This window comes from Spongiibacter sp. UBA1325 (assembly GCF_002306875.1).
Classification (GTDB): Bacteria; Pseudomonadota; Gammaproteobacteria; order Pseudomonadales; family Spongiibacteraceae; genus Spongiibacter; species Spongiibacter marinus.
In genome coordinates, this window is record NZ_DBTD01000009.1 from 514,305 (window position 1) to 539,179 (window position 24,875).

At 51.0% G+C, this 24,875-nt stretch carries 22 protein-coding genes; 17 read left to right on the forward strand and 5 right to left on the reverse strand.

Annotated elements, in window-relative coordinates:
* Positions 1-17 precede the first annotated feature (17 nt).
* From B3K78_RS10950 to B3K78_RS11015, 14 genes are all read left to right on the forward strand, one after another.
* On the forward strand, positions 18-956 hold the full coding sequence (locus B3K78_RS10950) for a cation diffusion facilitator family transporter (protein ID WP_286695484.1): 939 nt from the start codon (positions 18-20) through the stop codon (positions 954-956).
* A gap of 589 nt (positions 957-1,545) precedes the next feature.
* Positions 1,546-2,136: a DUF411 domain-containing protein gene (locus B3K78_RS10955; RefSeq protein ID WP_286695485.1), complete on the forward strand. Its 591-nt coding sequence runs from the start codon at positions 1,546-1,548 to the stop codon at positions 2,134-2,136.
* A 21-nt stretch (positions 2,137-2,157) separates the two neighbouring features.
* Positions 2,158-3,984 carry a copper resistance system multicopper oxidase gene (locus B3K78_RS10960; RefSeq protein ID WP_286695486.1) on the forward strand — a complete coding sequence of 609 codons (1,827 nt, stop codon included), beginning with the start codon at positions 2,158-2,160 and terminating at the stop codon, positions 3,982-3,984.
* 10 nt (positions 3,985-3,994) lie between these two features.
* Complete coding sequence (locus B3K78_RS10965; protein WP_286695487.1) at positions 3,995-4,717, forward strand: copper resistance protein B; 723 nt, start codon at positions 3,995-3,997, stop codon at positions 4,715-4,717.
* A gap of 54 nt (positions 4,718-4,771) precedes the next feature.
* Positions 4,772-5,071, forward strand: coding sequence for a hypothetical protein (locus B3K78_RS10970; protein WP_286695488.1), 300 nt, complete (start codon positions 4,772-4,774; stop codon positions 5,069-5,071).
* An 81-nt stretch (positions 5,072-5,152) separates the two neighbouring features.
* Positions 5,153-5,707 (forward strand): c-type cytochrome, encoded by a 555-nt coding sequence (locus B3K78_RS10975; RefSeq protein ID WP_286695489.1) that lies wholly within the window; start codon positions 5,153-5,155, stop codon positions 5,705-5,707.
* A 395-nt stretch (positions 5,708-6,102) separates the two neighbouring features.
* Positions 6,103-6,516, forward strand: a complete 414-nt coding sequence (locus B3K78_RS10980) for a hypothetical protein (protein ID WP_286695490.1) — start codon at positions 6,103-6,105, stop codon at positions 6,514-6,516.
* Positions 6,517-6,706: 190 nt separating this feature from the next.
* On the forward strand, positions 6,707-7,177 hold the full coding sequence (locus B3K78_RS10985) for a MerR family transcriptional regulator (protein ID WP_286695491.1): 471 nt from the start codon (positions 6,707-6,709) through the stop codon (positions 7,175-7,177).
* Entirely contained in the window at positions 7,158-9,440 is a 2,283-nt protein-coding gene (locus B3K78_RS10990) for a heavy metal translocating P-type ATPase (protein WP_286695492.1), read from the forward strand. The genes B3K78_RS10985 and B3K78_RS10990 overlap by 20 nt, the downstream gene beginning before the upstream one ends.
* Before the next feature lie 12 nt (positions 9,441-9,452).
* On the forward strand, positions 9,453-9,845 hold the full coding sequence (locus tag B3K78_RS10995; protein ID WP_286695493.1) for a cupredoxin domain-containing protein: 393 nt from the start codon (positions 9,453-9,455) through the stop codon (positions 9,843-9,845).
* Positions 9,823-11,154 (forward strand): TolC family protein, encoded by a 1,332-nt coding sequence (locus tag B3K78_RS11000; RefSeq protein WP_286695494.1) that lies wholly within the window; start codon positions 9,823-9,825, stop codon positions 11,152-11,154. Before B3K78_RS10995 ends, B3K78_RS11000 begins: the two co-directional genes overlap by 23 nt.
* A complete protein-coding gene (locus tag B3K78_RS11005; RefSeq protein WP_286695495.1) occupies positions 11,147-12,688 on the forward strand; it encodes an efflux RND transporter periplasmic adaptor subunit in 1,542 nt (513 codons plus the stop codon). The genes B3K78_RS11000 and B3K78_RS11005 overlap by 8 nt, the downstream gene beginning before the upstream one ends.
* Positions 12,681-15,875, forward strand: coding sequence for an efflux RND transporter permease subunit (locus B3K78_RS11010; protein WP_286695496.1), 3,195 nt, complete (start codon positions 12,681-12,683; stop codon positions 15,873-15,875). The genes B3K78_RS11005 and B3K78_RS11010 overlap by 8 nt, the downstream gene beginning before the upstream one ends.
* Positions 15,872-16,324 carry an ion channel gene (locus B3K78_RS11015; protein WP_286695497.1) on the forward strand — a complete coding sequence of 151 codons (453 nt, stop codon included), beginning with the start codon at positions 15,872-15,874 and terminating at the stop codon, positions 16,322-16,324. Before B3K78_RS11010 ends, B3K78_RS11015 begins: the two co-directional genes overlap by 4 nt.
* Before the next feature lie 170 nt (positions 16,325-16,494).
* Here the strand turns inward: B3K78_RS11015 and B3K78_RS11020 are convergent, their stop codons facing one another.
* Positions 16,495-17,346 (reverse strand): YicC/YloC family endoribonuclease, encoded by an 852-nt coding sequence (locus B3K78_RS11020; protein ID WP_286695646.1) that lies wholly within the window; start codon positions 17,344-17,346, stop codon positions 16,495-16,497.
* Positions 17,347-17,489: 143 nt separating this feature from the next.
* On the opposite strand from B3K78_RS11020, the gene rph reads away from it, so the two are divergent.
* A complete protein-coding gene (gene rph, locus B3K78_RS11025) occupies positions 17,490-18,215 on the forward strand; it encodes a ribonuclease PH (protein WP_286695498.1) in 726 nt (241 codons plus the stop codon).
* A gap of 40 nt (positions 18,216-18,255) precedes the next feature.
* Here the strand turns inward: rph and B3K78_RS11030 are convergent, their stop codons facing one another.
* Entirely contained in the window at positions 18,256-19,038 is a 783-nt protein-coding gene (locus B3K78_RS11030; RefSeq protein ID WP_286695499.1) for an exodeoxyribonuclease III, read from the reverse strand.
* Between the two features lie 352 nt (positions 19,039-19,390).
* Here B3K78_RS11030 and pyrE point away from each other — a divergent pair, with 352 nt between their 5' ends.
* Both pyrE and B3K78_RS11040 read left to right on the forward strand, forming a co-directional pair.
* Positions 19,391-20,044, forward strand: coding sequence for an orotate phosphoribosyltransferase (gene pyrE, locus B3K78_RS11035; RefSeq protein ID WP_027874795.1), 654 nt, complete (start codon positions 19,391-19,393; stop codon positions 20,042-20,044).
* Between the two features lie 28 nt (positions 20,045-20,072).
* Positions 20,073-20,738 carry a hypothetical protein gene (locus B3K78_RS11040; RefSeq protein ID WP_286695500.1) on the forward strand — a complete coding sequence of 222 codons (666 nt, stop codon included), beginning with the start codon at positions 20,073-20,075 and terminating at the stop codon, positions 20,736-20,738.
* A gap of 3 nt (positions 20,739-20,741) precedes the next feature.
* On the opposite strand, the gene slmA is transcribed toward B3K78_RS11040, so the two are convergent.
* The 3 genes from slmA to B3K78_RS11055 are packed head-to-tail and all read right to left on the reverse strand — an operon-like array spanning position 20,742 to position 24,785.
* Positions 20,742-21,326 (reverse strand): nucleoid occlusion factor SlmA, encoded by a 585-nt coding sequence (gene slmA / locus B3K78_RS11045; RefSeq protein WP_286695501.1) that lies wholly within the window; start codon positions 21,324-21,326, stop codon positions 20,742-20,744.
* 8 nt (positions 21,327-21,334) lie between these two features.
* Positions 21,335-22,258, reverse strand: a complete 924-nt coding sequence (argB, locus tag B3K78_RS11050; RefSeq protein ID WP_204997116.1) for an acetylglutamate kinase — start codon at positions 22,256-22,258, stop codon at positions 21,335-21,337.
* A 52-nt stretch (positions 22,259-22,310) separates the two neighbouring features.
* A complete protein-coding gene (locus B3K78_RS11055; protein WP_286695502.1) occupies positions 22,311-24,785 on the reverse strand; it encodes a phosphomannomutase/phosphoglucomutase in 2,475 nt (824 codons plus the stop codon).
* Positions 24,786-24,875 lie beyond the last annotated feature (90 nt).

Here is a 24,875-nt window from a genome sequence, read left to right on the forward strand (position 1 = left end):
TTAGGGGAAATGTATTAGTGGCAAATAGCGAGCATATTAAAGTTGAGAGTGACGCAGATAATGGTGACTTGCGGGTGGTCGCTGCTATATGGGCTAACGGGTTATTAACTTTTGCCCAAGTTGCTGGAGGAATTTATGCAGGCAGCCTCGCGTTAGTTGCCGATGCATTACACAATTTTTCGGATATGGCTGCTTTGGTTATAGCGTTAGCTGCGCGAAAAATTGCTAGACGTCCGGCTAATCTGAGAATGCCATTTGGCTATGGTCGTATCGAAGTTGTTGCGGCACTTATTAATTACACAACGCTAATAGTGATTGGGCTGTATCTGATCTATGAAGGAGGTATGCGAATTTTCGAGCCGCAGGAAGTCGCTGGCTGGACGGTCGTAATAGTCGGGGCAGTTGCGTTGATCGTCGATTTGGCAACAGCGGCTCTTACCTACTCTATGCAAAAGGGCAGTGTGAATATCAGGGCCATGTTTTTGCATAATTTATCGGATGCGCTTGCCTCAATTGCTGTAGTTGCTGTTGGTATAATAGTTATTTTGTATGATGTTAAATGGGTCGATCCAGTTGTCACAATTTGTATTGCGACATATATCCTGTACGTTGCTTTTTCCGAAATCGGCACGCCAGTGCGCACTTTAATGCTAGCTAGTCCGCCTGGAATTAGTTATGAAGAGCTTGTTGATGTTATTAGCAATATAGAGGGAGTTGTCGAGTTGCATAATGTACATCTTTGGCAATTAAGTGAGAATGCTTCCGCATTTGATGCACATATTGTGTTGGCGAGGGAGGCGTGGGTGGGTGTTGAAGTAATAAAAAATGAGATAAAGAATGTTCTCCGAGGACAATTTGGAATTAACCATTCGACGCTGGAATTTGAATGTTATGATCGCGATAGCCCGTGCGAATATTCAACGCTAGGCATAAGTGAGGGCATGACTAGAAGGTGATATTTTTGTAAAGCTTGACTAATGTTTTTGAGGATGGACGTCTCGTAAACGATTACAGTGTACGCTTGCGGGACTTGAAGGGATTGCGTAAACTGTGGTTGGCGTTTTCCGAGTGTCCGTTACTTAAATTAACCGGATTGTTTTTAGCAAGCTAAATTATGCGAACAGCAAAATACAGACATGTAATCGTAGCGTTACTGCTGATGATGTTTATCGGCCAGGTGATCGCGTCTACGACTGTATCTTGCCAAAGTTCTTCTGCCTCAATGCCGGTCCATGGACAGATGATGGATTCCGGCGTGAAGGACCATTCTCAGCATATGGGATCAGATGTGGTCTCGTCGGATGGCATGGCTGCCGCTGACTGCTGCCCGGATTGTGATTGCAGCTTGGGTGGGTGTTCCTCAGTGGTATTGTCCGTACACCAGACCACTTTTTATTCTAGCTTGAAGGCACTAACTGCTCATTATGACGAGTCTGTGACTTCTCAGTTAGCTGTTTCTCTCCTTCGCCCACCTATTGCCCGCTAATACAGGGTAAGTGCGCCTGAAATTGGGCGTTTTTACTCAACTGCTGTTAGCGGGAGTCTTTGTCGGTTATCGATAAAAAAACCTCAGAACTCCCAAATAGAAAGTCTGAAAAGACCATGCGCTATGTGGGATTTAGCATGAGATATGTCGTTAGAAGTATTGGCAGGGTAGTCGCGGCTACGTTGCTACTGCCGAGTGTTGTTGCCTATTCTGATAAGGCAAGTTTATCCGCTGTGTCGAGTTCAGTTTCTGATGAAGCGAGCTCGTTGGCTGTCTATAAAAGTCGAACTTGTGGATGCTGCGAAAAGTGGGTGTCACATATCGAAGAATTCGGCTTTGAATCGGAAGTGAATCACCCAGCAAATTTGAACAAGATAAAATCTGATAAAGGTATAGCGCCACGTTATCAGTCCTGCCATACCGCTGTCACAAATGATGGCTATGTGTTTGAAGGGCATATCCCAAGCCCCGTCATCCAGCGCTTTCTTGCTGCTCCCCCTAAAGATGCTATTGGCTTGGCCGTACCTGGTATGCCGGTGGGAAGTCCCGGCATGGAAGTAGGTGATCGCTTCGATCCTTATGACGTTTTTTTGCTGAAGAAAGATGGAAGCTATGAAGTCTATCAGCATATCGCGGCCCAGCGGCTGTAAAAAGAACAGTGAGAGTAAGCTATGAAAGATAAACAATTAATCATGAGCTCCCCAATAGAGATCGACAGCTCACGCCGACGCTTCGTCACTGGCATGGCCGCAGGTGGGGCGCTGCTGGGTCTGGGTTTAGGGCCGCAAATTTCTTTTGCAAGGCAACATACCGGAATCCGTTTTCCTCAAACCTTAACAGGTACAAAATTTGACCTAAATATAGGTTACCAATCAGTAAACTTTACCGGAATAGAGCGGATTGCTACCGCAGTTAATGGCTCGGTACCAGCGCCTATTTTGCGTTGGCGGGAAGGAGATCGTGTCACTTTGCGTGTCACTAATAATCTTGCTCACGATAGTTCGATTCACTGGCATGGAATTATCCTGCCTACGGAGATGGACGGAGTCCCTGGTTTAAGTTTTGACGGAATTAGACCTGGAGAGACCTTCGAATATAGCTTCGATGTCAAGCAGAGTGGGACTTATTGGTATCACAGTCACTCAGGGTTTCAAGAACAAACAGGTATGTATGGTGCCATTGTTATTGATCCGAGGGAGCCTGACCCAGTGGCCTATGATCGAGATTATGTGGTGATGCTATCGGATTGGTCGGATGAAGAGCCTGAAGCCATTTATACCAAACTAAAAAAGCTCAGCGATTACTACAACTTTAGTGAACGCACAGTCAGTGACCTGTTGCGTGACATACGTGAAAAAGGGGTAGTCCGGACCTGGAATGAGCGCGCTATGTGGAACCAGGCGCGGATGAGTGAGGCTGACATCAGTGATGTGACGGGCTATACCTATACGTTTTTGATGAATGGCCAGACTCCTGATGGCAACTGGTTTGGGCAGTTTCAAAAAGGGGAGAAAGTCCGGTTGCGTTTTATTAATAGTGCTGCCATGACTATTTTCGATGTTCGCATTCCTGGTTTGAAAATGACGGTTGTAGCCGCCGACGGACAAAATATCGCCCCAGTCACAGTTGACGAATTTCGCATTGGTGTTGCAGAAACCTACGATGTGGTTGTTGAGCCCAGCGTGGAATCAGCCTATACGGTATTTGCGCAAGCTATTGACCGTAGTGGCTATGCGCGCGGCACGCTCTCTCCCAATCCTGAGTGGCAGGGGGAGGTTCCTGCTATGGATCCTGCGCCCGTGCTAGGTCACCGAGATATGGGCATGGAAATGGGCCACAGCATGCAAGGGTCGCAGGCAATGGTTGGTATGTCGGCTATGGATCACAGCCAGCACGGCATGCAGACAATGGAGCATGTACATCACGGTCAGGGCTCGAGGCTTGGTAAAGCTGGTATCGGTAGCAACAGGGCTATCAACCATGTAAGTACTGAGTACGGCCCCCAGGTCGATATGCGAGCTGATAGCCCCATGGGCGGTCTAAGCGATCCTGGTATTGGGTTGCGTGATCACCAGAGATTGTACGGGCGGCGCGTACTGACTTATGCGGACATTTACAATTATTACCCCACCCGCGATCCCCGTGAACCTAGCAGGGAAATCGAGTTGCATTTGACTGGTAATATGAGTCGCTATATGTGGTCAATCAATGGAGTCAAATTTTCTGATGCCGACCCAATCCAATTGAAATACGGCGAACGTGTCCGGTTTACCTTGGTGAATGACACCATGATGACACACCCTGTGCACCTTCATGGAATGTGGAGTGAGCTGGAGACAGGTAATTCCAAATATATTCCTCGAAAGCACACCGTTATCGTACAGCCGGGTTCTAAGATCAGTTATTTGGTCACAGCGGATGCGAGAGGCCGCTGGGCTTATCACTGTCATCTTCTTTATCACATGCCCGGTATGTTCCGGGAAGTGCGTGTGGGTTAAGGGGGCGATGATGAAAAGTATAAAGACAATTGTTTTTCAGCTCGTTATGGCATTGGCGGTGACAGCCTCTATGATCAACGTCAGCTTGGCTGGGGCTAAAGATGACCCAGTTCTCACCATGTTGCAGTTTGATAAATTGGAGATGCAGGGCGGAGAAAGCGAAAATCCGCTGGTGCTGGAAGGTCAGGGCTGGATTGGCCAAGATTTGAATAAATTTTGGCTCAAAACTGAAATTGAGCGAGAGGATGGAAAAACGGAAGAAGCTGAGCTGCAGGCGCTATATAGCAAGGGAGTTTCGCCTTTTTGGGATTTTCAGGTCGGTATACGCAGGGACTTTCAGCCCACACCAGGTCTGAACTGGGCGGTAATCGGTCTTCAAGGCCTTGCCCCCTATTTTTTTGAAGTAGATACAGCATTGTTTATCGGCGAAAGCGGCCGAACAGCGTTGCGAGTGGAGGCTGCATATGAACTGCTGTTTACCCAGAGGCTGATTTTGACGCCGGAGATTGAAGTGAATTTATATGGCAAAAACGATGAGGAGCTAGGTATAGGCTCAGGTCTATCTGATATCGAGACTGGATTAAGATTGCGCTACGAAATCAGACGAGAGTTCGCCCCATATATTGGTGTTAGCTGGAGTAAAAGTTTTGGTAATACGGCTAATTTTGCCCGTGAAGACGGAGAGGGTACTAACGACATCCAATGGGTGATTGGTATCCGCACGTGGTTTTAGCAGACATTAACAGATACTAAAGCAGAACTTTTATATTGATATGAGAATTTAATTATGAAGAAAACAAAGATTGCAATTTATGTTTTATTAGCCAGCTTTTTTGCCGTCGGATTTGTCCATGCTCACGATCCGTCTCTGCATAAAGAAAAGATGGAAAAACCGAAATGCGAGGCAATAAAAAATATCGATCACTCAAAGATGGATGAGAATGACCCAGTTATGCTGGCGATGATGAAAAAATGTAAGAGTGCAATGGATGGCGATGAAAATTATGCAGGGCATTCCGGGCATAAGGTCGGCGATAAAGTCGAGTCTAACCAGGTGAATCAACATAAGGATAGGCATAACCATTAACTTAACTGGTAGGGCGGTAGGCACAGCTGCTTGCCGCTCCTGGTTTTTTTGAATGACCATTGATGCCTCTAGGAGCATAAAATGAATACACTTAAATCCCTTGCGCTTATAGGGGCCGTTGTTCTGCTGGGAGGTGCAGTCTATCTGTACTCAGGGGCCTACCCTATGGGAGCTGATGTTCCCCACAACAAGCTTACTTACTGGCTGTTGGAAACTCTGCGTGAGCAATCAATCAAGAAGGCCTCAGGAAATATTAGTGTTCCTCCACTGGATGATCCCGAACTCCTACTCTCTGGTGGTGCTGACTACAATGATATGTGTGCTTCATGCCACCTGAAGCCTGGAAAGGAGCAAAGCGATATGAGTATTGGTTTGTATCCGCAGCCACCGAATCTAAGCAAGGCTTCAATAGCGCATGGGCACGATCATGCCGATTCTGAGAAAACCGCTCGACGCCAGTTCTGGATTATAAAACACGGTATTAAAGCTTCAGGGATGCCCGCATGGGGTGCAACACATGACGATGAGCGAATTTGGGCGATGGTTTCATTCCTGCGCAGACTACCGGAATTAAATGCGGAGCAATATCAAATTCTCACAGCACGAGATGAATCTAATACTTCGCCTCATCATTGACGAAAGTAAAAGTAATGTTGGGTAACTACTATTGTCATGCTGTGTGTATTTGCTGTGGGTCATTTTGAAAACGGTAACGACTATGTGAAGAATTTAGATAAGAAAAATTTTTATAAATAAGTGCTAGGAAGAGTTTTCAAGTGCTTACAGTAAAAGAAGTGAAGTATAAAAGGCAGGTGTTTATATAAAAAATGGAGTTATCGCTCATAAACGCACTGGCTGGAGATAGCAGTTAAGTCTGTGTTAGTAACAGGGGTGGTTCCGACATTTGGGAGTCCGAGATTTTTTGGGCTATTGTCTTATGTAGGCCATATATGTGTGTAATATTTGATTTAGGTCAATTACCGATGCTAGCAACAGTAATACGCTAAGAGTGCGGGGGTAACAGTGTGTCTATGATTCGTTTGATTGGTATAGGATTAGTGATTTGGGGGTTGATCGTTCAGCCTCTGATGGCTGCTATGCCTGCACCAATGATGGATGATAGTTCCCGTTCGGCTGGAATGGTGGATTCTGGTGTCATGGCTCATTCCATCGGGCATCATGATGATAAAGATACAAAAGAGCAATCGAAAGCTCCTTGCCATGAAAAGACTACCAACTCTGCTTCCTCTGAGTCCTGCGACAATTGCGATATGGACTGCATGAATGCAATATGTGCCTCTTCCTGCGTGATGAGTGGGGCAACAGCATTCCAAAAATCATCAGTTACTATTCACCTGTTCAACAGTTCGCTTGTGGCTGAGTCCTCTGGGGCGCGTGCCTACGCGCTCCCTTCTCGTATTTTTCACCCTCCCAAACACGCCTAATGTCCGATAGGCGTTACTGCGCCTGCTATATCGGATTTCCTAAACGTTGATCTATTGACCTAGGTCTTACACCTAGGCTGTAGGATCAATTCCTTGGCTGAGTGCGCCCGCTTTAGTGCTCCGCCAGTGACTGGAAAGTATTTGCGGAACCAATATTTGGTTGCGAATACACGTCAGGATTGGGGGTGTTATGAAAACGGTAACTGAAATCGCCAGACGATTTAATGTAAGTGCTGACACTATTCGGCACTACACAAAGCTGGGTTTGCTCTCCCCGGAAAGGGATGCGAACAACGGCTATCGACGCTACGGAGTACAGCAAGAGCGACGCTTACGCTTTCTTTTGTCGGCCAAAAGGCTGGGTTTTAACTTGAAAGATATCCGAGAAATTTTGGATATGGCAACGTCCGGTGACACCCCTTGCCCGTTAGTCCGAAAACTGATCGATCAGCGATTGGAGGGGATTCGAGAGGATATGCGGGATGCACAAAATCTGATGGTCCGCATGGAGTCGGCTTCCAGTGGCTGGCGTGATTTACCTGATCGCACTCCTTCAGGAGAGAGTATTTGTCACCTTATTGAAACCTGGGATAGCGTCAACAGTGCTGGCGATCATGCTATCTCTTCAGCGGACGAGAAAGATGCAATCGAGCAAGAGTGAAGTGTTAGATAAAAACCAGGCGACCGTCTCGCGGGATATCAGATATCTCCGCATACACGGTGCCTCATGTGCAAGTTGCGTAAGCAAGATTGAAAGCGCGCTTCAAGGGGTTGATGGAGTAAAAGAGGCGGTGATGAATCTGGCGCAAAGTACGGTGTCAGTTACTGGAGATGCCCCTGTCGAAGCGCTGACCAATGCAATTGCGGCTGTAGGTTATGACGCGGAAGGTATTACAGACAGCTCGGACCAGAGTGTGCTCGATGAAAAGGAACAAGCGGACGAGGCCTATTACAGACGCTTGATGCGGGAGATGTGGATTGCGCTATCGCTTGGCGTGCCACTGATGATCTATGGCCTTTTTGTAGGCGAGATGACCGTTACCACAACGATGGAGCGAGCAGTGTGGCTGGCTATTGGCTTGTTAACGTTTGGTGTGATGTTTTTCGCCGGTAAGCATTTCTATATCGGTGCCTGGAAGTCGCTTGCCAATCACAGTGCCAATATGGATACCTTGATCGCTTTGGGTACGGGTACTGCTTGGATTTACTCCATGTTTGTCGTGTTCTTCCCCTCTTTGGTGCCTGAAATGGCAAGGCATGTCTATTTTGAAGCCACAGCCATGATTATTGGCTTGATTAACCTTGGCTTGGCACTGGAAATCAAAGCGCGTGGCAGGACATCAGAAGCGATTAAGCGCCTGATTGGCTTGCAGCCAAAAACGGCCAGAGTAGTGCGAAATGGCAAAGAGGTGGATATCGCCATAGAGCAGGTACAACTCGGTGATCGGGTGAGGGTTCGTCCGGGCGAGAAAATATCGGTTGATGGCATTGTTATGGAAGGCCTGACCGCAGTGGATGAATCCATGCTGACCGGTGAACCCATGCCCGTAGAAAAGGCGGCAGGAGATGAAGTGGTTGCCGGTACGATCAATAAGAGTGGTTCTATACTCTTTAAAGCCACGCGGGTGGGCAAAGATACTGCGCTGGCGCAGATCATAGACATGGTGAAACGGGCACAAAATTCAAAGCCACCTATTGGCCGTTTAGCCGATGTTATCTCTGCCTACTTTGTCCCCGTAGTAATGATTATTGCAGTGATCAGCGCATTGGTCTGGCTGAATATTGGCCCTGATCCCCGAGTAGCCTTTGCGATTGTTTCGGCCACAACTGTACTTATTGTTGCTTGTCCCTGTGCGCTCGGTCTGGCCACTCCGATGTCAGTGATGGTTGGAGTAGGTAAGGCCGCTGAGGCTGGTGTTCTGATCCGTAATGGCGAGGCGCTGCAAACAGCATCGAAAGTCACGGCCATGATTTTGGATAAAACCGGCACGATTACCTTAGGTGAGCCGAAGGTAACGCACATCGAGCTGGCGCATGCACGCGATGAAGATGAGGTGTTGCAACTGGCCGCTAGCCTAGAAGCAAGTTCTGAACATCCGCTGGCCTTGTCCATTATCGAGTCAGCCAAAGAGCGAGGTCTGACTCTGGATGCTGTAGGTGATTTCCGCGCCGTTGCTGGTTACGGGGTGGAAGGCGTGGTTCGTGGTCGCACTCTGTTGTTTGGCAATGAACGATTGATGCGTGACAGCCGTGTCGATATCGATGCATACATCGAAAAGGCACAAGCTATGGCGGCTCAGGCGCAAACGCCCATGTACTTTGCCGTTGACGGAAAACTCGCTGCAATTATTGCGGTTGCCGATCCCATTAAAGATGACTCCATTGAGGCGATAAAGCGTCTGCAAAGTAACGGTGTGCGCATCGTCATGCTGACAGGTGACAACCGAGACACAGCAAAAGCAGTCGCGGAAAAAGTCGGTATTACCGAGTATTTTGCCGAAGTGCTACCCGATCAAAAATCCGACAAGGTCGCTGAACTGCAGGCTCAGGGTGAGATTGTGGGCATGACTGGCGACGGTATTAACGATGCCCCAGCACTGGCCTTGGCTAACGTCGGGTTTGCCATTGGCACGGGTACAGATGTCGCCATTGAAAGCGCGGATATTACCTTGATGCGGGGTTCCCTGCATGGCTTGGCTGATGCCATTGCTGTCAGCAAGGCGACGTTAAGTAATATCAAACAAAACCTTTTTGGGGCCTTTATCTATAACGTAGCTGGGGTGCCGGTCGCGGCTGGTGTGCTGTATCCGTTCCTGGGATTACTGCTGAGCCCAGTTATTGCAGGTGCGGCAATGGCGTTTTCATCACTGACAGTGGTGAGCAATGCGAATCGTTTGCGCTTTTTTAATGCGCAGAGCCATTAAGGAGAGACCGACATGATGATCATTAACCTGCTGGGTATACTACTGATTGCACTAATTGTCTGGTGGTTCTGGCTTTATAAGCCCCAGGCTGTTTCAGCAGATAAAAACACCGTGACCATCGTGGTGGATAACGGCACGTATGAGCCTTCAAGAATTCGATTGGTGGCGGGCCAAGATACGACGTTACGCTTCCTCCGCAAAGACGCATCGCCTTGTGCGGCAACCGTGGTTTTTGCAGATTTCGATATCAGCGAAGAGCTGCCTTTAAACAAATCCAAAGACATCAGCCTGCCGCCTCTAGCATCAGGGGAATACCCGTTCACCTGCCAAATGCAAATGTACCGCGGTGTGCTGATAGTTAAAGAGAACGGAGGTTATAACTATGCTAAAAAAGCTAAAATTTAGGGGAACAGTTTTTTCGCGCACATACGCATTTTCATTATTTTTAACGCAGCTCCTTATTGTTAATAATAACGTGTATGCCAGTGAAGTTAATTCCTCGGTGTTAAATGAACATTCGGCTGTTGAAGTGGCTGTCAGTGACAATCCAAATTTGGCCGAAGTGCAAGAACGCTATAAAGCCTTATTAGAGGTGCCGTCCCAAGTTGGAGCCCTGCCAGACCCTATGGTCAGCTTGAATGCCATGAATTTCCCCACCGACAGCTTCGACAGAGATCAGGAGCCCATGACTCAGCTTCAGGTAGGTGTCATTCAGGTTATTCCTTTTCCGGGAAAGCTGGGGCTAAAAGAAGAAGCTGCTGAATATGACGCAAAGGCAGCTGGGCACTCAGTCGATGAGGTGCGTTTACTGCTCGTGAAGAATGTGAAGAGTAAATGGTGGCAACTTTATTATCTAGATCGTGCTTTGGATACAGTAAAAAGCAACCAGGCCTTACTTCAGCAATTTATTACGGTTGCACAAACTAAGTATGAAACAGGAAAGGGATTGCAGCAGGATGTGCTGCTCGCCCAGTTAGAGCTTTCCAGATTGATGGATCAAGAAATTCAATTGAAAGCGATACGTCGCAACCAGGCGATTAAACTCAATATCCTGATGGATAGACCGGCGAATGATGTCATTGTCTTACCTGATCAGGTTTCCAAGTTAATGCCGGCTTTGGCCGATGAGAACGCGCTCTATCTGCAAGCAGAATCTTCGCGTCCGCTACTCAAAAAAATGGAAACTAAAATCGAGGCCGCCCAGTCACGCCTGGATCTGGCTAAGCGTGACTACTACCCCGATTTTAAATTGGGGGTTACTTACGGTGATAGAACCGGAGACAACCCTCCGCCTATGGGTGGTTCGCGTTCAGATTTCTTCTCCGTCATGGTGGGTGTGAAGGTTCCGCTTTATTCTGGCAGGAAACAGTCCAAAGCTGTTTCGCAAAGAAGCAGTGAGCTACAAATGAATCGCTACGCCTTACTGGATGAGAAAGGCTTAGTAATGGCTGCAATATCCTCTGCTGTTACGGATTATCAAGAGGCTAAACAACAGTTTTCATTGTATGGCAGCGGCATCGTTCCACAAGCACAGCAAACCGTTCAATCCATGTTGGCAGGATACCAGGTCAGTGAAGTTGATTTTCTTAACTTAGTGCGCAGCCAAATGACTCTCTTTAATTATGAATTGCAATATTGGAAGGCGTTGAGTGATGCAAAACAAGCATTAGCACGCCTGGAGGCCGCTGTCGGCGAGGAATCTGTTTATGAATAAATCGACACTAGTTATAGCCGTGTTCATGCTAGGTATAGGACTAGGAGCTGGATATTGGTTATCTGGTAGGAGTGTTGCCACTACTGCAGCGACTGATGAAAAAGAGCCGATATTTTATCGAAACCCAATGAATCCAAGCGTTACTTCCCCTGTGCCAGCGAAGGATTCAATGGGCATGGACTATATACCGGTCTATGCCGAAGAAGATAATAAGCCCTCGGAGCGGGAGATACTCTTCTATAGAAACCCGATGAATCCTTCAGTGACTTCCCCTGTGCCAGCAAAAGATTCGATGGGTATGGATTATGTGCCTGTTTATGCCGATGAAGAGTCCAATGAGGTCGTGGGTACTGTCAAAATCGATCCCGTGATTGTACAGAACATTGGAGTACGTACCGCGATAGCGCAGCAGACAGCCATTAGTCGCACTATCCGAGCTGTGGGCAGGGTAGACTTTAATGAGGAGCGTATGGCTCGTCTACACCCTAAAGTCGAAGGATGGATAGAGGAAATACGGGTAGATAAGACAGGGCAAAATGTTGCTGACGATGACATTTTGCTAAGCATTTATTCCCCGAAGCTTGTTTCCGCGCAGCAAGAATATTTGTTGGCACTGAATAATCTAACAGCACTGGAGAAGAGTCCATTTGACGAGATTAAACAGGGAGCACGGGATTTGGTCAAAAGTTCCCGTGAGCGGCTACAGTTGTTGGATGTGCCTGAACATCAAGTTCAAGAGTTGGAGCAGAGTCGAGAGATAAAGAAGAGCCTTCATATCCACTCTCCAGTGGCGGGAACGGTAATACGCATTGGCTCGCGTCATGGGCAGTATGTGACACCGAAAACTGAACTCTACATGATGGTAGACCTAAGTCAGGTTTGGGTATACGCCGATGTATACGAATATGAGTTGCCCTGGGTCAAGGTGGGTGATGAGGTTGAGATGACGCTAGCCTCAGTGCCCGGGAAAACCTTCACGGGCTCGCTGGACTATATCTACCCTTACGCCGAGCCGACAACACGGACTACCAAGGTGCGGCTTGTTTTCGACAACAGTGAGTTGTTGTTACGACCCGATATGTTTGCAGAAGTGAGTATCCAGTCGGACGCCCAAAACAATGCTGTGGTAATACCTGCAGAGTCGGTGATCCGTTCGGGTGGGCGGACACAGGTGTTTGTGGTTAGAGCGCCGGGTAAGTTCGAGCCACGGCTGGTAGAGCTAGGTATCGAGTCCAATGGTCAGGTTGCCGTGTTGAGCGGTGTGGATGCAGGGGAAGAAGTTGTCACTTCGGCTCAGTTCTTGGTGGATTCGGAATCAAAGTTACGCGAAGCAACTGCCAAGATGATGGAAGTGCTGAACAGCTCTGATACTAGTTCAGAAGATGGCGCAAAGACTATGCAAAGCCCTAAGGAAATGGAACATAGCAAGGAGGATATGATTGAGCATTCCCAGATGCAGATGAATGGTCACGCGGACATGGATATGAGCGAAAAGACGGATGATTTAACGCATGGGGTGCATGACCATGATTAATGCCATTATTAATGCCTCTCTGCGTGATCGTTTTATGGTGCTGATTGCGACTGTCATTGTCGCGCTAGTCGGATTGTTTGCCTATAAAAATGCGCCGTTGGACGCCATCCCAGATTTGTCCGACGTTCAGGTTATCATTTTTACCAAGTATCCAGGTCAGTCTCCCCAAGTAGTAGAAGATCAGGTGACATACCCGTTAACCACTTCAATGCTGGCGGTACCTAAGACCAAAGTGGTTAGAGGTTACTCGTTTTTTGGACTGTCTTTTGTGTACATTATTTTTGAAGATGGCACCGATATGTATTGGGCGAGATCACGGGTGCTGGAATCGATCAACTACGTGAGTGGTCGGTTGCCTCAAGGTATTACGCCGACGCTAGGTCCAGATGCTACTGGGGTTGGCTGGATATATGAATATGCTTTGGTCGATAAAGCAGGTAAGCATGATCTGGCGCAACTGCGCTCTCTGCAGGATTGGTACTTGCGTTATCCCTTGCAAACGGTGCAAGGGGTCGCTGAAGTTGCGTCAGTTGGTGGCTACGTAAAACAGTATCAAGTTGAAGTCGACCCCAACGCCTTACTTCGTTACAGCATCCCGCTAAACAAAATCAAGACGGCCATCAAAATGTCCAACAAAGATGTAGGTGGCCGTCTAGTGGAAATGGCTGAAACGGAATATATGGTTCGTGGCCTAGGGTATATACAGTCGATTGATGACCTCAATAGCATCCCCGTTAGTGTGGATAAAGACGGCACTCCCATTCGACTTCAAGATGTGGCGCATGTGCAAATAGGTCCTGAGCTTCGCCGGGGGTTGGTTGATCTTAACGGTGAAGGTGAGGTTGCTGGTGGCGTTGTCATTATGCGTTTTGGCGAAAATGCATTGGCGACTATTCAGGCGGTGCGAGCCAAGCTGGAAGAACTGAAGGCCGGCTTGCCTGAAGGCGTTGAGATTGTTCCCGTGTATGACCGTGGCGATTTGATTGAGCGAGCGGTTAAAAGCCTGAATACCTCACTCTTTCAGGAGCTGGTTATTGTTAGCTTGGTGGTGATCTTGTTTTTGTTACACGCGCGATCAGCGTTCGTGGCGATTATCACGCTGCCTTTAGGAATCCTGATGGCCTTTATCGTCATGCGTATTCAAGGATTGAATGCCAATATCATGTCATTGGGAGGGATAGCGATCACCATTGGCACGATGGTCGATGGGGCGATTGTAATGGTGGAAAATGCCCACAGCCGGTTAGCTGAGGCTCGTGAAGATAAAGGAAGTGATCTGACCCTGGATGAACGCTGGAAAACGATTCGGGCATCTTGTCAAGAAGTAGGGCCAGCGTTGTTTTTCTCGCTGCTCGTTATCACCGTGTCATTTCTACCCATCTTCACCATGCAGGCGCAAGAAGGGCGGTTATTTAGCCCGTTGGCCTTTACTGCAACCTATGCGATGGCGGCGTCAGCTATTCTGGCGATTACCCTTGTTCCTGTGATGATGGGTTACTTTCTACGCGGTAACATCGTGGCTGAGCATAAAAACCCGATCAATCGCGCGCTTCACGCGATTCATGGGCCCACCCTGAAGCTCGCCATGCGATGGAGGAGTGTCACACTGGCATTGGCGCTAGGTTTGTTGGCGGTCACTTATTACCCCTATTCGAAGCTGGGTAGTGAATTTATGCCGCCCCTAGATGAGGGCGATATCCTCTATATGCCGACCACATTTCCGGGTATTTCGATTACTAAAGCCAAGGAGCTACTACAACAAACTGACAAAATCCTGTCTACATTTCCTGAGGTACACCATGTATTTGGTAAAGTTGGGCGAGCAGAATCAGCGACTGACTCGGCGCCTCTGGCTATGATCGAGACAACCGTACGTCTAAAGCCTAAAGAAGAATGGCCAGACCCCTCAAAATCTACCAAGGATCTGATGAATGAAATGGATCAGGCGATACAGTTTCCTGGTTTAGCCAACGCCTGGACAATGCCGATCAAGACCCGTATCGACATGCTATCGACGGGTATTAAAACGCCTATTGGTATCAAGGTGTCAGGGCCTGATCTCAATGTTCTGCAGCAGGTTTCCCAGGATATTGAGCAAGCCATGAAAACACTGCCGGAAACAACCTCAGCCTTTGGTGACCGAGCAGTGGGCGGTTATTATCTTGATTTTAAAATCAACCGGGAGAGCGCAGCGCGCTATGGTCTTACCGTAGGTGCCGTGCAAGACATTGTCCAAAGTGCTATTGGCGGCATGAATATCACCGAAACGGTCGAAGGGCTTGAACGCTATCCGGTGAATCTACGGTATCCGCGTGAATTGCGTGATGACATGGAGACGCTAAAAAGGGTACTGATACCCACGCCAACAGGTACGCAAATTCCGCTGGCGATGGTCGCGGATATTGATTATCAGCGTGGCCCGCCGGTTATAAAAAGTGAAGATGCGCGGCCCAATGCCTGGATATATGTTGATATTTCAACCTCGGATATCGGTGGCTTTGTTAACAAGGCAAAGCGTGTCCTTGAGGAGCAGGTCACAGTGCCTGCTGGCTATACGATTACCTGGTCGGGGCAGTTTGAGTATATGGAGCGGGCCGCAGCGCGTTTGAGTATTGTCGCACCAGCAACGCTTCTTATTATATTCCTGTTGCTCTATTTCAATTTCCGCAATATCACCGAGCCATTAGTAGTGATGATGTCAATTCCGTTTGGCTTGGTTGGTGGCATCTGGATTATCTATATCAATGATTACAATATGTCAGTCGCCGTGGCTGTAGGTTTTATAGCGTTGGCGGGGATGGCGGCGGAAATTGGTGTGCTGGTATTAAGCTTTATTGATACGGAGGTTGCCAAGCGGCGGGCTGCTGCTCAAGGTGTTTTGTCGTTTGATGAAATCAAGGACGCTGTACTCTCGGCAACATCAAAGCGTGTACGACCGGTGGCTATGACGGCGACCTCGACCATGGCAGGATTAGTTCCCATTATGTTGAGTAGCGGTACCGGGTCGGACGTTACGCATCGCATTGCTGCGCCAATGCTGGGCGGAATGCTGACGGTTATGGTTCTCAATCTGTTGGTATTGCCGGTTATTTATAGCTTTATTTTACAGCTCCAGGAAAAAAGAAGGACAGACTCTGCCACGCCGGAAAACTTCCCTCAAATACGCGAAGGAGGAAATTCCGCGTGATACTGGCTGTCGTGTTGGCGTTTGCCCTGGTTGCAGTGACTTTTGCTCTTCACTATCGGGTGTTGCTTTGGTTGGGTGAAAACACCCCAAAGCTTAAGCTTCCAACACATACACAGGTGTTAGTGATTGTCGTTGTGCTGTTTCTTACACATATTGTAGAAATTGGCATATACGCAGTCACTTACAGCTTATCAGTGACCTCATTTGAACTTGGCACATTTCGAGGTTCACCAGTTACTGATGCCATGAGTTATTTATATTATTCGGGTGTTGTCTATACGACTTTGGGTTTGGGCGATATTCAGCCTGAAGGCCATATTCGGTTTATTACCGCCATGGAAGCGCTTAACGGTTTTCTACTGATTACATGGTCTGCTTCATTTACGTTCTTGGCCATGGGGCGTTTATGGCCCTGGGATAACTCGTGTTCAGGTCAAAATAATTCCTAATTAATAAATTTAATGCTGATTGATAAGGGCGAAATAGCGCTTCCGGAATAATACCGAAATAATTATAAACCTATTAAAAATCAATGAGATATCGGCTGTAAAAACTACGGCTGGTTAGTTCCTCAGAAAAGCCGGTTGCCGTCAGTAAGCTGGATGACGGCACAATGAGCTTACTCAATATTCTGGATCTGTTCGCGCATTTGCTCGATCAGTACTTTCAGTTCAACTGCGGCCTGGGTGCTTTCGGCAACAACGGCTTTGGACGACAGGGTGTTGGCCTCGCGGTTGAGCTCCTGCATTAAGAAGTCGAGCCGCCGACCCACTGCGCCGCCTTTTTTGAGTACGCGGCGCACTTCTTTTACGTGGGTGTCGAGGCGGTCGAGTTCTTCATCGACATCGGCTTTCTGGGCAATGAGGGCCATTTCCTGTTCGAGCCGCTCGGCGTCGAGCTCCGCTTTCAGGTCGGCGAGCCGCTGGCGAAGTTTATCCCGTTGGCCACTGACGATTTCCGGCATGCGCTGACGTAAATCGGCGACGATGCTGTCAATGCTGACGAGGCGTTGCTCGATCAGGTCGGCGAGTGCTAGGCCTTCGCGTTGGCGATTGTCGCATTGGTCTTGCAGGGCTTGCTCAAAGCTGGTCAGCAGTGCCTTGCTAATGGTGTCGCTGTCGACCTGGGCATTTTGCATGACGCCAGGCCAGCGCAATACTTCTAGTACGTTGATAGGCGCAGCATGGGCAATATCGGCCCGCAGGGCGTTTGCAGTGTTGAGCAGCTGCTCGGCCAGCTCTTGGTTAAGCGTCAGGCTTTGCTCTTGTTCTTGCAGGTTAATACGCAGCGAGCATTCCACTTTGCCGCGTTGCAGCGTCTTGCGCAGCCGATCGCGCAGCTCTGGTTCCAACTGGCGCCAGTTCTCGGGGAGTTTAAACGACAGCTCCAGGTAGCGGTGATTGACGGAGCGCAACTCCCAGATGGCGGTACCCCAGTCATGTTCACTGCGGCGGTGGGCGAAGGCGGTCATACTGCAAATAGTCACGGGCGTCCCCTGTTAGTAGCGTCTTGTCACGGTATTGATACGCAGGCTTGGCATTGTAGCGGGAAACGGGTTTCGCTTCAGTGCCTGTGCGGCAGGTATACTGTCGCGCTTCAGTAGAGGAGATTGCTATGAGTTTTGTTCGACCGAGTGGCCGCAGCGCCGATGAAAAACGCGAGCTGCGTATTACCCGCAACTACACCTGTCACGCCGAGGGTTCTGTATTGATCGAAACCGGTGCAACGAAGGTGCTGTGTACGGCCTCGGTTGATGCTAGCGTTCCGCCGTTTTTGCGCGGCAAGGGACAGGGCTGGATCACGGCTGAATACGGCATGTTGCCGCGCAGTACCGGCAGTCGGATGGGGCGCGAGGCGGCGCGCGGTAAGCAGTCGGGCCGCACTCAGGAAATTCAGCGTTTAATTGGCCGCTCGCTGCGTGCCGCGGTGGATTTGAGCTTGCTGGGTGAACACACTATTACGCTGGACTGCGATGTTATCCAAGCTGATGGCGGCACGCGCACAGCATCCATTACTGGCGCTGGCGTTGCATTGGTTGATGCCATTCGGCATTTGCAGCGCAGCGGCGCGATCAGCGCTGACCCCCTCAAGCAAATGGTGGCTGCGGTTTCCGTTGGGGTTTATGAAGGTCAGCCAGTGTTGGACCTGGACTACATTGAAGACTCGTCAGCAGAGACCGATATGAATGTGGTTATGGACGAGGCGGGCGGCATTATTGAAGTGCAGGGAACCGCTGAGGGTGCAACTTTCAATCGCAATGAAATGAATGCGATGCTGGATTTGGCAGAGAAGGGTATAGCCGAGTTGATCGCGGCGCAGCAGGCCGCTTTAGCGGAGTAGCGGGCGTGCGGCGGAGGCTCAGCCTCCGCCGCTTATAAGCTTAAAAGGCGCTTTCTGGCAATTCGTAGTCGTAATCCATGATTACCGGCGCGTGCTTGCCGAATTGCTGCACTTTGTAGATGGCGCCGTACTCAACGCGCGGAATCAGCCTTTCTGACACCACCTGATAGTCTACGCGCCAGCCGTTTTTGCCTGGCTCGCCGTCGGGCCAATAGCTGAACTCATCGGCATCGGTATTCACCAGGCGGAAGGCGTCAGCGTAGTGTTCTTCATGGAACAAGCGTTCCATCCACTGCTGCTCTTCAGTAAGGCTGCCTGATACGCCGTGGTTGCCCTTCACATCCTGAATATCAATGCTTTTGTGGGCGATGCCCCAGTTGCCGCAAATGACGAAGTCGCGGCGCTTGTTGCGGACTTTGTGCAGGTGGTTGTAATACTGCTCAAAGAAGTTATTTTTGCGGATCTGCGCCTCGCTGTCGCCGTCGGGGACGCTGGGTGCCAGCAGGCTGCCGATGCTGATATTGTCGAAATCGGCCTGGATGTAGAGGCCATCCATATCAAAATCCATGAAGCCGAGGCCAGTCATAATGGCTTTGGGTAGCTGTTTGCAGTAAATCGCAACACCGTTACTTTTGCCATCGGCGGCATCAAAAAAGTACGGGTTATACTCGCGGGGGAAGAAGACGTCGTCGCGAAGCTTGTACTCGGCTATACCCAGGTTTTGCAGGCAGATGATATCCGCGTCCTGCTTGACGACCCAGTCAAAAAAGCCTCTTTCCGCAGCATCAGTGATGCTGTCAGCGCAAAAGCTGATGATTCTCATGTGCTTCCCGTGTGTCTACTAAGCGGGCCTGATGCCCTTATTCAACGATACTGTCGCCCGCCATTATTGGGGCAGAGTAGGCCGTGCTGTGTGCGTTGCAAGCCTCTAAAGGAGATTGCGATGCGACGAGATCGACACTTGCAAAGTCCGTACTAAACAGGTGTTTAGACTACAATGAAACCCTTTTTACGACAATCAATTGGGCGTGAATGTCGGCAAAAACACCATGATTGAGGGCGTTCCGCGGAGTTTTGCCTACAATGCCCGCGCTTCGCTCTGGGCCGCGGCCACCGCGGTGCGTACAATAAGGGGCTCTACAGTCCAGCTTTTGTGAGATGAGTCGTAGCCGCCCATGAGTATTAAGCCTTTCCAGCAGCAGTTTATCCGCCAGGCCATCGACAGCGATGCGCTGTGTTTTGGTGAATTCACCCTGAAGTCGGGACGTGTCAGCCCGTATTTCTTTAACGCCGGCCGTTTTAGCAGCGGTGGCGCCTTAAGCGCATTGGCGGCCTGCTATGCCGACGCCATTGTGGACTCGGGGGTGCAGTTCGACGTGTTGTTTGGCCCGGCATACAAGGGGATTCCTCTGGCTGCGGCGACGGCCTGTGCACTTGCAGAGCGCCACAATATCGACATTCCCTTTGCCTATAACCGCAAAGAAGCCAAAGACCATGGCGAGGGCGGTACCTTGGTGGGCGCGGCGCTGCAGGGCCGTGTATTGATTATTGACGACGTGATTACTGCGGGTACGGCGATACGCGAGGCCATTACAATGATCGAAGCCGCGGGCGCCAGCGTGGCGGCGGTGGCGATTGGTCTCGACCGCCAGGAGCGCGGCAAGGGTGAGCTGTCGGCGATTCAGGAGCTGGAACGCGAGCGCGACCTGGCAGTCATTAGTATTGTTGGCCTTAACGATATTGTTGAGTATCTGAATGCCGGTGCAGGCGATCCTGAACTAGTATCTAGGGTAAGTGCGTATCGTGAGCGCTACGGTGTGTCGTTATAGTTCACAAAAAACAGGAGAGTGAGAGTTTATGCCTTGTTGGTCGTTACGGTTTCTCAGCCCACTATGCCTCGCGTTGGCCGTAGTGAGCGCGCCTGCCCTGGCGGCAGAGAAGCTGTTTTATCGCTACGTCGATGCCAACAATAAGGTGGTTATCCTCGATCGCTTACCACCTGATGTCGTGCCGCGCGGCTACGATGTGATCCGCGTTGACGGCAGTGTAGTGAAGAGTGTGGCCGCGCAGCTGACCGGCGCCGAGCGGGAGGCGTGGGAGCGCGAGAAAGCGGTGGCAAAAGCGCGAGCTGAAGCCGAGGAAAAAATGCGCGCTTGGGATGAATCCCTGCTGCTGCGTTACAGCGACACCGCCGATATTGACCACGCCAAGGCGCGTGCACTCAATGACATACGGGTACGCATTTCGATACTGAAGAGCAATTTGTCGGCGCTGAAAGACAAGGTTAGAAAGAATCAGTCTGAAGCGGCCGAGCAGGAGCGCCGCGGTCGCTCCGTTCCTGAGGCATTGGCGAAAACGCTAAATGATTTGCGTCGCGAAGTCAGTGCTACCGAGAGTGACCTTGAGCGACGCAACGCGGAATTGTTCGAGGTGGAAGAGGCCTACGAGCGAGACAAGGCCCGCTTCTCTCAGCTGCAGGAAAATGTAAAACGACGCCGTGCTTTTCACAGCGAGAGCAATTAGCGGCTAGCGGAATACGGTCGCTCGCAGTAGCTGCCATTGGTCATCCCAGTCTGCGCTCGGCAGGCGCTTGAATTCACTGCGCACAAATTGCCCGATACGCCCCTCTACGCAGGCCATCAGTAAGTTTGCTGTGGTATTGGCGGTGGCCTGGGTGCGCAGCCCCTCGCGAAGTTCGGCTTCGCGCAATATTTGTCGCAGCTGCATTTCCAGTCGGTCGTAAAATTGTTGCACGCGGCTGCGCAAGCGCTCGTGCTCGCCCGCCAGGGCATCGCCATTGAAAATGCGAGTAATGCCGGGGTTGCGTTCGGTAAAAGCCAGCAGCAGGTGAAGGATTTTAGCGAGCTGCGCTTCTGCCTGCTCCTCTTCGCTGCAAATCAGCGCAACGCGACTGAAAATAGCCTCTTCTACAAACTCAATCAGGCCTTCAAACATCTTCGCCTTGCTGGGGAAGTGGCGGTATAGCGCCGCCTCGGAAACACCGACTTCGGCAGCCAGTTTTGCCGTGGTAATACGGCTGCCCGGCTGACTTTCCAGCATGGTGGCCAGAGACTGCAGAATTTCGTCGCGGCGAGAAGGTCGCTTAGTCATGGCCTGCCTTATTCGCCGCTGTCTGCAGCTTGCACGCTGCTGTTGGTGATGAGGGTGCCCACACCGGTGTCGGTGAAGATTTCCAGCAGGACGGCATGGGGCACGCGGCCATCGATAATATGGGCGCTGTTCACGCCGGCATTCACGGCACTGAGTGCGCAGCCGATCTTCGGTAACATGCCGCCATAAATGGTGCCGTCTTCAATCAGCGCGTCGACCTGTTCGGTACTCAGCCCGGTGAGGACTTTGCCTTCTTTGTTTTTCAGGCCCTCGATATTGGTGAGCAGCATCAGCTTCTCAGCCTTCAAGACCTCGGCAATTTTCCCTGCAACCAAGTCGGCATTGATGTTGTATGAGGCGCCATCCGGGCCGACCCCGATGGGAGCAATCACCGGGATAAAGTCGCTGTTTACCAACATATCCAGCACGTCGGTGCTAACACTTTCCACCTCGCCAACATGGCCAATATCGATAATCTCCGGGGCCGACATTTCTGGTGTCTTGTGGCGAACCTTGAGCTTGCGGGCGCGAATTAATTGGCCGTCTTTGCCTGTCAGGCCTACGGCCTTGCCGCCGTTGTGGTTGAGCAGTGAGACAATTTCTTTGTTGACGCTGCCGCCCAGCACCATTTCGACCACGTCCATGGTGTCGCTATCGGTCACGCGCATGCCTTCCACAAAGCGCGATTCGATCTGCAGCCGTTTTAGCAGGTCGCCAATCTGCGGGCCACCGCCGTGAACCACCACGGGATTCATGCCAACCAGTTTCATCAGCACGATGTCTCGCGCAAAGTGCTCCTTGAGCTGGTCGTCGACCATGGCGTTGCCGCCAAACTTTACAACGATGGTTTTGCCGGTGAAGCGCTGAATATAAGGCAGTGCTTCGGTCAGAACGCGGGCGACATCGCCCGCAGCGTCGCGGCTGAGTGACATAGTGTTTCTCGTGCTGGGGGCCGATTAGTCGGCCGTATAAAAAGGGTGACTATTAAAGACCATCTGCCAGGGTCGGATCAATCTTCGCCAGGGTTTGTGCGAAGCTTTCACGAATTCCATCCAGGGCGGCCGGGCTGTCTGCTTCAAAGCGCAGGGAGATTGCCGGCCCGGTATTCGAGGCGCGCAATAAGCCCCAGCCATTGCGAAATTCGTAGCGCAGGCCGTCAATGTCGATAAGCTGGGCGTCGTCAAACTTGGCGTGATTCGCGAAGCTTTGCACCAGCGAGAATTTTCGCTCGTCGTCCACGGCGATCAGTATCTCCGGGCTACTGTGCAAGCTCGGGTAGCCGGCCAGTTCGTCGTCGAGGGTGGTGCCGGCCAGCGTGAGCGCTTCAAGCAGGCGCGCCGCCGCGTACATGCCATCATCAAAGCCATACCAGCGCTCTTTAAAGAAGATGTGGCCGCTGAACTCGCCGCCGAGCAGTGCATCGCTGTCGGCCATCTTACGCTTCATATGTGAGTGGCCGCATTTCCACATGGTGGGGCGGCCGCCGTGATTCACAATAAGCTGGCTGAGCAGACGGCTGCATTTTACGTCGAACAACACCTCGCAGCCGGGGTTGCGGCTCACCATGTCGTCGGCGAGCAGCATCAGTAATTCGTCGGCGCGGGGGCGTCGGCCGCTGGCGCTTACTACCGCTACGCGATCGCCGTCGCCATCAAAGGCGATGCCGATATCTGCTTGGTGCTCGCTAACCGCTGCGGCGAGAGCATCCAGGTGCTCCGGGATCGTGGGGTCGGGGTCGCGGTTGGGAAAGCTGCCGTCGATGTTGCAGAACAGCGGCACCACCTCGCAGCCCAGTTCTTCAAACAGTGGCACAACAATGTTGGCGGTGGCGCCATTGCCGGCGTCGATGACCACTTTCAAACTCTGTGCGACCACGACATCACTGCATATTCGGTCGATGTAGCGTTGCTCAATGCTGTCGTTGCTGAGTTGGCCGTCGCCACTGGCGAAATTCTGGCTTTCAATGCGTCGCGCCAAGGACTGTATGTCGTCGCTCGTGAGGCTCTGAAAATCCAACAGCATTTTCATGCCATTGTGGTCAGCGGGGTTGTGGCTGCCGGTGATCATTACGGCGCTGCCAATATTCAGGTCGTTGCAGGCGAAGTTGAGCATGGGCGTCGCGATAATGCCTAAATCGACAACATCAACGCCACTGCCTAACAGGCCTTTGAGTAAGGCTTCGCGAATGCGTGGGCTGCTGTTGCGGCCATCGCGCCCCAGCAGCATTTTGCTGTGGCCGCGCGCCTGGGCCTCGCTGCCCAGCGCCAGGCCAATTTGCACGCAGTGCGCGTCGCTAAGGTCGCGGTCGGCAATGCCGCGGATGTCATAGGCGCGAAAGCAGTTCAATGCCAAAGCCGGGCCGCTCTCTTCCGGCTCTGTATCTGTCGCTGGCTGGGGAGCAGGAGGCTCGGCGTGCGCGGCGGCTTTTTTCCGCAGTGGTGCCGCTTCGGGGAGGGGCGGGGTTAGGCTGCCTTGGGGGTTAAATGGCGCCGTACCTTGGTCGCTTTCACTGGGCTTTCGCGCAGCCAGTTTGCGGGCCAGCTGCTGCTCGAGGCTGGGTGGCGGTGACTTGGTGGCAGGGGCGGGTTGCGGCGCTGGGCTGCTTTGCTGTTGATCGGCGCGAAGAAAGAAAATGCTGTGGCTGCCGACGATGATGCCAAGGCAAAGCAAACCCGCAAGCCAAATAAGTGTACCGTCGACGCGCAGTGTCTCTAGCATTGCCGACTGCGGCAGCACATGCAATGTCCAGCCGGGCACGGGTAGGTTCCGGCTCACCATATACTCGCTAAATTGTTTTGAGTCAGCGGCAATGACGATGTCTTCTCGGTCTTTGTAGCGCTGCACCAACTCGCTGTGCACGCTGGTGCCTGCAATATTTCGCAGGATGCGCGCAAAAAATTGGCTATCAAAGCTAACGATAATGGCGCCGCGTGCATTCACTTGCTGCAGCATCGAGATGATCCACTGGCCGTCGTGGCGGTAGGCTTCTATGGTGAGCTTGCCGGTGTCAGTGGCTTTGCGCAGCATGTCTATTTCTATGTGGTTGCGCAGCCGATCCGTTTGGCTGCGCTCGTCGGCGATACCTTGATCGCCCAGCTGAATAAGCTTGGCATCTATTGCCGCAGGGAAGCTGCGTTGCAGGTCGCGCTCCTGCTGCTTAAGCCGCTGTTGATCTCCGCGGATCAGTGCCTCGGCGATGGCGGGACTTGCCGCCTGGGCGCTAACCCGCTTGCCGATTGAGTCGACAACATCGATAACGACTTTGCGCTGGTGTTCGGCGATATTGCTGGTAACACCAATAACGTTTTGATTCAGGCTGCGCGGCAGCTCGATGGTTTGGATCCAGTAGAACGCGCCGATAATCAACGCGGCGCAGACAATACCGGAGGCGAGAATATCTCTGCGCGCAGGAGAAAGTGGAAATTTAACGGCCGCTTTGGCGCTACGCTTTTTTGTCATGGGCCTGGCTGATCTTCTGCAAAAGTTGGTTTAGAACTTTCATCATGGTAGTGCATTGGGCTGCTGTCTAGCGAAAGGCGGCACAAGCGG